Annotated in this window: 8 protein-coding genes; all 8 read left to right on the forward strand. The window is 67.9% G+C overall.

Annotation, left to right across the window (positions count from 1 at the left end; all coding sequences use genetic code 11):
- Positions 1-176: 176 nt before the first annotated feature.
- The 8 genes from ACWEH3_RS32290 to ACWEH3_RS32325 are packed head-to-tail and all read left to right on the forward strand — an operon-like array spanning position 177 to position 7,079.
- The gene (locus ACWEH3_RS32290) at positions 177-1,763 is read left to right on the forward strand and encodes an aldehyde dehydrogenase (protein WP_450024456.1); all 1,587 of its coding nucleotides are present in this window, start codon (positions 177-179) and stop codon (positions 1,761-1,763) included.
- A gap of 12 nt (positions 1,764-1,775) precedes the next feature.
- On the forward strand, positions 1,776-2,117 hold the full coding sequence (locus ACWEH3_RS32295; protein WP_450024454.1) for a RidA family protein: 342 nt from the start codon (positions 1,776-1,778) through the stop codon (positions 2,115-2,117).
- Positions 2,118-2,159: 42 nt separating this feature from the next.
- Positions 2,160-2,678, forward strand: a complete 519-nt coding sequence (locus ACWEH3_RS32300) for a cupin domain-containing protein (protein WP_450024452.1) — start codon at positions 2,160-2,162, stop codon at positions 2,676-2,678.
- A gap of 33 nt (positions 2,679-2,711) precedes the next feature.
- On the forward strand, positions 2,712-3,665 hold the full coding sequence (locus tag ACWEH3_RS32305; RefSeq protein ID WP_450024450.1) for a PDR/VanB family oxidoreductase: 954 nt from the start codon (positions 2,712-2,714) through the stop codon (positions 3,663-3,665).
- A 28-nt stretch (positions 3,666-3,693) separates the two neighbouring features.
- Positions 3,694-4,656, forward strand: a complete 963-nt coding sequence (locus ACWEH3_RS32310; RefSeq protein ID WP_450024448.1) for a VOC family protein — start codon at positions 3,694-3,696, stop codon at positions 4,654-4,656.
- A 4-nt stretch (positions 4,657-4,660) separates the two neighbouring features.
- On the forward strand, positions 4,661-5,500 hold the full coding sequence (locus ACWEH3_RS32315; protein WP_450024446.1) for an alpha/beta fold hydrolase: 840 nt from the start codon (positions 4,661-4,663) through the stop codon (positions 5,498-5,500).
- On the forward strand, positions 5,497-6,237 hold the full coding sequence (locus tag ACWEH3_RS32320; RefSeq protein WP_450024444.1) for an SDR family oxidoreductase: 741 nt from the start codon (positions 5,497-5,499) through the stop codon (positions 6,235-6,237). Before ACWEH3_RS32315 ends, ACWEH3_RS32320 begins: the two co-directional genes overlap by 4 nt.
- A gap of 53 nt (positions 6,238-6,290) precedes the next feature.
- Positions 6,291-7,079 (forward strand): SDR family oxidoreductase, encoded by a 789-nt coding sequence (locus ACWEH3_RS32325; RefSeq protein WP_450024442.1) that lies wholly within the window; start codon positions 6,291-6,293, stop codon positions 7,077-7,079.
- The last annotated feature ends 137 nt before the right edge of the window (positions 7,080-7,216 follow it).

Raw genomic sequence — 7,216 nt, forward strand, 5'->3', positions numbered from 1 at the left:
GAGTGTCCGGAAGAGGCCTGGACCGGGTTCGGTACAACAAATACACGCAGACATCTTGACGCAAAGTATCTTTTAGCTCAGACTCTTTTCCAGGAGGGTTTCGGAGCTGCGACTGCCCCGGACAAGTGCTGCGACAGAGGGAACGGATGAAGACTCCGATGGACTTACAGAGCAGCATGAGATCTCGTTCGACGCAGGCGGCGCGCGAGATCTCCGCCTTCGGGCCGGAAGTCCCGGCCGCGCCCGCCGACTCCGCGGACCTCGACCGTTCGCCGGTGTCCGGAGCGGTCCCCGACACGACCGACGAGATCTTCGTGGCCGGCCAATGGGCGCGCGGCTCTGGCAAGGTCATCGAATCGGTCGATCCGGCCACCGGCCAGGTCTTCGCCCGCCTGCACGGCGCCGTTGCGCATGATGTCGACCTGGCCGTCGACGGCGGCCTGCGGGCCGTCGCGAGTTCCGGCTGGGCCGAACTGCTACCGCATGAGCGCGCGGCCGTCCTGTACCGGATCGGTACCGCGATCGAGGCCAACACCGACCGTATTGCCGCCCTGCAAACCATCGATACCGGAAAGACGCTGGCCGAGACCGCCGCACTCGCGCGCAGTGCGGCGGGCACCTTCCGGTTCATGGCGTCGGCGCTCGAGACGATGGAGGAGACGATCACTCCCCGGCGGGGTCCGTTCCTCACCTTCGCGACACACGAACCGATGGGCGTCGTCGGCGCCATCACCCCATGGAACTCACCGATCGCCTCGGACGCGCAGAAGATCGCCCCCGCCCTCGCCGCGGGTAACGCGGTCGTCACCAAACCGCCCGTATGGGCACCGTGGGTGACCCTGTTGCTGGCCCGGGTGGCAGAGGAGGCAGGTCTGCCGCCGGGCCTGTTGTCGGTGCTCCCCGGTCCGGGCCGGATCGTCGGCGACGCACTCGCTCGCCATCCAAGCATCGGCAAGATCTCGTTCACCGGTGGCACCGGGACCGGTCGCTCGCTGGCACGTATCGCCGCGGAGAAGCTGATGCCGATCACGCTCGAACTCGGCGGGAAGTCGCCCACCATCGTCTTCGCCGACGCCGATCTCGACCAAGCGCTCGCCGGGGTCCTGTACGGCATCTTCTCCTCGTCGGGCCAGAGCTGTGTCGCCGGTTCCCGAGTCTTCGTCCAGCGCGCGGTGTACGACGAATTCGTCGACCGGCTCGTCGCGGAGACCGCGGCACTGCGGGTGGGACCGGGTACCGATCCGCGCACCCAGGTGGCGCCCATGATCTCCCACGAGCACCGCGACGGGGTCGCGGCGATGGTCGACGACGCGGTGCGGGCGGGAGCGACCGTGCTGTGCGGCGGCTCCGTCCCCGCCGATCCCGCCCTCGCCGCGGGCGCCTACTACCTGCCTACCGTGGTCACCGGCGTCTCGAACAGCGCGACGATCTGCCAGGAGGAGATCTTCGGACCCGTCGCCGTCGTGCTCCCGTTCGAGGACGAAACCAACGTGGTCGCCCAGGCCGACGACACGGTGTTCGGTCTGGCCTGCGGGATCTGGACCTCGGACTATCGGCGCGCCTGGCGGACGGCCCGCGCCGTCCAGGCCGGAACGGTGTGGATCAACACCTACAAGCAGTTCAGTATCTCGACTCCCTTCAGTGGGCTGAAGGACAGCGGGATCGGTACCGAGAAGGGCCGCGACGGAATCCGGTCCTACATGAACCAGAAGAGCATCTACCTCGACGTGTCCGGGCAGCCGCTGCCCTGGGCAGGTCTGTGAGAAGGGAGCACCATGAGCGCTCATCCCTACAGTCCGGCCTTCGGTATCGCCGGCTTCGGATTCGTCTCCGGCGCACTGTCGGTCGATGAAGACGGGGTCGCGGTCCCCGGCCGCCGGGAAGCTCTCGAAGCCGCGATGGCGCGGCTGAGCGAGCGGCTCTCGACCATCGATATGACGCTGGAGAACGTCGTGAAGACCACCTATTTCGTCACCGACGTCGCCCTGCGCGACGAAGCGAACCGGCACTACGAGGCGGTGTTCGCCGAACCGCGCCCGGCGCGGTCGTTCGTCGAGGTCGCCGCGCTGCCCTACGGCGCGACGGTCGAGATCGAGGCCATCGCCCACCGCGGGTAACGCACCCGGTCCCACGAATCACCTCAGAGGAAGGCACACATCATGTCCAGCACCGAAAAGACCGGCGTCGATCTCGACGCTCTGATCGATTCCTGCATCGCCGCCGCCGGGACCCGTTACGAGGACTGGGACACGCTCGGGTTCCAGGCGGCCAAGGGGGGCGACCGGTTCAAGCGAGCCCAGATCCGCTATATCGGCTCGGGCGCCACCGGTAACCACGACACCGACAACAACATCATCAAGGCCGATCACTTCACCTTCTCCAATATGCGCCTGCCCGCCGGTGCGGTCGGTCCCGAGCACACCCATCACGACGTCGAAGAGGTCTTCTACGTTCTCGAAGGCGAGATCGAGGTCGCCGTCCACGATGTCGAGGACGGGACGAAGAAGGCGGTCCGCACCCTCGGCTACCGCGATCTGATCCGCGTACCTGCCGGGGTGCCGCGCAGTCTCGCGAATGTCTCCGATGCCGATGCGCTGTTCTGCGTCATCATCGGCACCCCCAAGCCGCAGCTGCCCACCTACCCGCCCAGCTCCGAAATGCACGGCGTAACACGCTGACTCGAGCACCGGAAGACGGACGAGGAGAGCACGATGGACGAGCCGACGAGGCGGGCGCTGCGCGTCCAGCAGAAGACCTGGGAAGCCGACGGTGTCATCAGCCTGACGTTCGTCGATCCGGCCGGCACGGATTTGCCTGCCTGGGAACCCGGCGCGCATCTCGCGCTACATCTGCCGAACGGGCTCGTCCGGGAGTATTCGCTCTGCTCGGACCCCTCGGACCGGTCGCGCTGGACGGTGGCGGTGCTGCGCACACCGGATTCGCGGGGCGGCAGCACCCATATCCACGACCTTCTGCCGGTCGGCGGGCTCGTCGAGGTCGAGGGGCCCCGCCAGAATTTCGCGCTCGACACCGCGGCCCGCCACATACTGGTCGCGGGCGGGATCGGTATCACTCCGATCCTCTCGATGGTGCGCGACCTGCACCGCGCGGGCGCGAATTGGACGCTGCTCTACACTGGACGATCCCGGTCGACGATGGCGTTCCTCGACGAGATCGACTCCCTGCCCGCCGACCGCGTGACGATCCACGCCGACGACGCGGCAGCGGGCCGATACCCCGATCTCGCCGGGCTGCTCGGGAATATCGACGCCGACGCCGTCGCCTACTGTTGTGGCCCAGAGTCGTTGATGTCCGCGTGCCGGGACGCGCTCCCGGACCCCGGGCAGTTGCGTATCGAGCGATTCAAGGCACCCGAACCGGTCACCACAAGGGAGGACACGGCATTCGACGTGATCCTCGCCGGCAGCGGGCGCCGAATCCCGGTCCCGCCGGATGTCTCGGTTCTGAGCGCACTGCAGAACGCCGGTGTGCCGGTGGAGAGCTCGTGCACCGAAGGTATCTGCGGAACCTGTGAGGTCGGCGTCCTCAAGGGCGACGTCGAGCATCGCGACTTCCTGCTCTCACCCGAGGAACAGCATTCCTGCGGCACCATGTTCGTCTGCGTTTCCCGCTGCCGCTCCGCCGAACTCGTCCTCGACCTGTAACCGGCCACCCTCGACAGAAAGGTCGATCATGCAATTCCCCGGAACACCGGTCTGTGCTCTGCGCGCCTTGCGGTCGGTATCGGTCACGGTGCCCGATCCGGCCCGCTCGCGCGATTTCTATCACGAGGCCTGGGGGCTGAGCACCATCGACGAAGACGGTGACACCTTCTGGCTGCGCGCCACGGGCAGCGAGCATCATGTGCTGCAGCTGCGTGCCGGCACCGGCAATGCGCTGGACCGGATCTCGTTCGCGCTAGCGACTCCGCGCGAGATCGACGAGGCGGCCCACGCGCTCCAGAAACTGGGCATCCCGCTCCTGCGTGAACCCGGCCCGCTCGACGACGCGGGTGGCGGTTACGGTCTACAACTCGTCGACCCGGAGGGCCGCTGCCTGGAGCTGTCCGCCGATACGTTCGCGGTCTCGGCACAGGAACCGGCCGGCCGTCGGGCGATTCCCCGCAAACTCGCGCATATCGTGCTCAACACCAGCGATATCGATCGCACCGTCGATTTCTACACCCAGGTGCTGGGTATGCGGATCTCGGACTGGTCCGAACACCAGATGACCTTCCTGCGCTGTAATTCCGACCATCACGTCATCGCGCTCAACCAGGCCGATTTCCCGTCGATCAATCATGTGGCCTACGAGATGGAGAGTCTCGATCATTTCATGCGCGGACTCGGCAGCCTCAAGCGCAGCGGCATCGTCCCGCAGTGGGGTCCCGGCCGGCACGGTCCTGGTGACAACACCTTCTCGTACTTCACCGATCCGGCGGGGCTGGTGTGCGAGTACACCTCCGAGGTGGCCCAGGTCGACGAGGACCGGTGGCTGTGCCGGACCTGGAAGCGTACCCCCGAACTCTCCGATCAGTGGGGGACGGCGGGCCCGCCGACGACTACGGTCCGCACGGCAATGGCCGGCGAACCCGATCTCGGGCATCGCCACCTGGTTACCGCGGGTATCGACGACTACTTCTACGGGGGACCGTGATGCGGTGGGTGCAGCCGTGACCCGCACGGCCACGCCGGCCGGGGCGACCCGATGGGTTTCGGCGCGGGGGATCTCGCTCGAGGGCCGCGGGGCGGGCGATCCGGTGCTGCTCCTGCACGGTATCGGCGGAAGCGCTGCGGCCTGCGGTGCGCTGGCCGAGGTGCTGAGCGCGCACGGCTACCGCACGTACTGCTGGGACGCGCCGGGATACGGACGGTCGGCCGATCCCACACCGAGTGCGGACGGATCCACCGGAGGCTACGACCACGCGCTGGTGGTGGCGGAACTGATCGCCGAACTCGGTGGCGGGCCGGTACATCTGATAGGCACGTCGTGGGGCGGGGTGATCGCGACCGCGGTCGCCGCCGCGCATCCCACGTCGGTCCGTTCGGTCGTCCTGGCTGACAGTACCCGCGGCTCGGGTGTGAACCCGGAGCGGGCGCAGGCGATGCGGGCACGAATCGGTGAGCTGCGCGAACTCGGCGGCCCGGTGTTCGCGGCGGCCCGCGCACCACGACTGGTCTCGCCCGCCTGCGGCGACGAGATCGCGCGCGCGGTGGAATCCGATATGGCACGGGTCCGGCTGCCCGGTTACACCGCCGCCGCCGAGTACATGGCCGGCACCGATACCGGGCCGAGCCTGGCCACCCTGGCGGCACCCACTCTGGTGCTGGTCGGAGCGGACGACATCGTCACCGGCGTCGACGAATCTCGACTGCTGGCCGACGCCATTCCCGGGGCACGCTTCGGGCTGATTTTGGGCGCCGGACACGCGGCAGTGCAGGAGAAGCCGGTCGATATGGCCGCGCACATCCTGCGGTTCTGGAAGGAACTGGACGAATGAGCAGACTGATCGTTGTCACCGGGGCGGGCCGCGGTTTGGGTTTCGCGATCGCCGAGCGGCTGGCCGCCGCGGGCGACCGGATCGTCATCGCGGAGATGCGCGCCGAACTTGCCGAAGGTGCCGAGAAGACACTGCGGGACAAGGGATACGACGTCACCTCGGTGGTCACCGATATCGCCGACCGCGATTCGGTGGTCGCCCTCGCGAGCCGAGTAGCGGACCTGGGTGGCGCGGACGCGCTGGTCAACAATGCCGCACTCGCGGACGGTGTAGGCGGTGATGCCTTCTGGGAACTCGATGAGAAGTTCTTCCAGAAGGTGATGACCGTCAACGCGTTCGGGACCTGGCTGGTGAGCAAGCATCTCTTCGCCCAGTTGGCGCGGGGAGGCAACGGCGCCATCGTGAACATCGCCTCCGATACCGCCCTGTACGGCTCGCCGCGCCTGGTGCACTATGTCGGCTCCAAGGGCGCAGTCATGGCGATGACCCGCACGATGGCGCGCGACGGAGGCCCGTACGGACTGCGGGTCAACGCCGTCGCGCCTGGGTTGACTCGGGTGGAGGCGACGGCCACGGTGCCGGCCTCGCGGTACCGCCTCTACGCCGACAACCAGGTACTGGACCGCGAACAGACGCCCGACGATGTCGCGGGCACGGTGCAGTTCCTGCTCTCGGACGCGGCGAGCTACCTGACCGGCCAGACCTTGGTGGTCGACGGCGGATTCGTCATGACCTGACCGTCACGCCCAGCTTTCCGAAACCTTCCCCGCACAAGGAGACCGACCTCTCGATGGATCTGCAACTCACCGGCCGCACCGTGGTCGTCACCGGCGCGAGCTCCGGGGTGGGACTCGCCACGACCCGGATGCTTCTGGCCGAGGGCGCCCGGATCGCCGCCTGCGCCCGCGATCTGGACCGGTTGCGCGTCGCGATCGATTCGGTCGGCGGTATCGATCCCGCTGCGGTGCACCTCGCTGCCTGCGATGTCACCGACCGCGCCGAGGTCGAGGCCTTCATCGGCTCCGTCGCGGACCGTTCCGGCGGTATCGACGGGCTGGTGTGCAATGCTGGCCGCTCCCTGATGGCGCCGCTGGCGGAGACCACCGACGAGCAGATTCGCGCGGAATTCGACCTGAAGATCTTCGGCTCCTGGAATCTGGTGCGTGCGGCCCGCAGTGCGCTGGCCGCCGCGGACTGCGGTGCCGTCGTCAACGTCAACGCGATCCTGTCCCGCCAGCCGGAACCGCGCCTGGCCGTCACCTCGGCCGCGCGGGCCGCGCTGCTCAACCTCACCCACTCCATGGCCGAGGAACTCGCCCCGGACGGCACCCGGGTGAACTCGGTACTGCTCGGTCTCGTCGACACCGGCCAGTGGCGCCGCCGCTTCGAAACCTCGGGGACCACACTCGACTACGAAGCGTGGAGCGCGGAGATCGCCGCCGATCGCGGTATCGCGCTGGGCCGCTTCGGCACCGCGGACGAGGTCGCGTTCCCTATCGTCACCCTGCTCTCGCCACTGAGCGGCTACACCACCGGCACCAGCATCGACGTCGGCGGTGGCGTCGGCCGCTACATCTGACCATCGGCTCGGCCCGGCGTCTCCGCCGTTCCCAGATCTCTTCCGGAGGACTCTCAATGACCATGTCAAGCCGCAGCAGCAACCGGGGCCGGGTTGCCGTGGGTGAACTCGCGTTGGTCGCGCAGCAGTGCCCACAA

The organism is Nocardia sp. NPDC004718 (assembly GCF_053601535.1).